The sequence below is a fragment of the Actinomadura sp. KC345 genome (genome assembly GCF_004348515.1).
Classification (GTDB): Bacteria; Actinomycetota; Actinomycetes; order Streptosporangiales; family Streptosporangiaceae; genus Spirillospora.
This window is the reverse complement of record NZ_SMKH01000567.1, coordinates 1-1,500: the sequence shown is the minus strand read 5'-3', so window position 1 is coordinate 1,500 and position 1,500 is coordinate 1. Positions and strand designations below refer to the sequence as shown.

Here is a 1,500-nt window from a genome sequence, read left to right as displayed (position 1 = left end):
ACTAATGGGCGCGTAAGCCGCAGCGAGGCCCGGACTCTGGGAGCACGCCTTCCCCGCTCCTGCACTGCAGTGCCTGATGAAGACCGGTGGATCCTGGTGTCCAGGCCCCGCTGTTGACCTTGGCGGGGACGACCGCTGTTCACGTTCGGAGCCGGGGAGCTCTGGCTGTAGACCGCGGCGTCCGCGTCGAGTCAGGGCCGGTCGAGGTCTTGCAGCAAACCGGGCTTTGAGCGCCTGCGTTGGAGACGGACCCGACCGGCCCTTCTCATGTCGATCATGGTCGTGGTTCGAGCCGCCTGCAGGGATCACCTCTGACCGCAATGGGAGCCCAGAGCTCCGTGCCAGACCGAGGGTCCTGCGGACCGCTGGGGTCACGAACGGCTGGTGGGATGTCGGGCCCAAGAGCCCTGCCATTAGGGAGCACGCGTGCCCTGCACAGGCTTTGACCTGGACGAACACACGAGAAAGGGGAACCGAGCTTTGAAGATCTTCGCCGGGATCGACTGGGCCGAAGACCATCACGACCTCGCCGTGGTCGACGACCAAGGGCACCTGCTGGCCAAGCGGCGAATCGCCGATGACGCGGCCGGGTTCGCATTGCTCCTGCAGGCACTGGCCGAGGCCGGCGACACTCCCGCCGATCCGATCCCGATCGCGATCGAGACCAGCCGGGGCCTGCTGGTGGCCTGCCTGCGCGGCACCGGCCGCGAAGTCTATGCGATCAACCCGATGGCGGTCTCGCGCTACCGGGACCGGCACAGCGTCGCCCGCCGCAAAAGCGACGCCGGGGACGCCCTCGTGCTGGCCAACATCCTGCGCACCGACGCCGACCAGCACCGCCCGCTGCCCGCCGACTCCGAACTCGCCCAGGCCATCGCAGTGCTGGCCCGCGCCCAGCAGGACGCCGTCTGGAACCGCACCCAGGCCCACAACAAACTACGCAGCCACCTGCGCGAGTACTACCCCGCCATCCTGGAGGCGTTCGCGACCGAACGCGACGGGCTGCTGCGCCCCGAGGCCCGCGCCATCCTGGCCGCCGCCCCCACCCCAGCCAAGGCCGCCCAGCTCACCAAACCCCAGCTCACAGCGCTACTCAAACAGGCCGGCCGCAAACGCGCCCTGGCCGCCGAAACCGAACGACTCCAGTCCATCTTCCGCAGCCACTACCTGCGGCAGCCCCCGCTGGTCGAACAGGCCCTCGGCCACCAGGCCCAAGCGCTGCTCGCCCAGCTCGACGCCGTCTGCCGCGCCGCCGACGACCTGGAGGCCGCCACCGCCGAGCAGTTCACCCGGCATCCCGACGCCGAAATCATCACCAGCATGCCCGGCGTCGGGCCCCTCATCGGCGCCCGGCTACTGGCCGAGATCGGCGACGACCGGACCCGCTTCACCGACGCCCGCGCACTCAAGGCCTACGCAGGCAGCGCCCCAGTCACCCGCGCGAGCGGCAAGACCACCACCATCACCCACCGAAGAGTGAAGAACCAGCGACTGGCCGCC

At 69.7% G+C, this 1,500-nt stretch carries 1 protein-coding gene; it reads left to right on the top strand.

All coding sequences use genetic code 11. The features are described 5' to 3' along the window. Positions 1-447 precede the first annotated feature (447 nt). On the top strand, positions 448-1,500 hold a 1,053-nt coding region (locus E1281_RS39615), incomplete at its 3' end, for an IS110 family transposase (protein ID WP_243717817.1).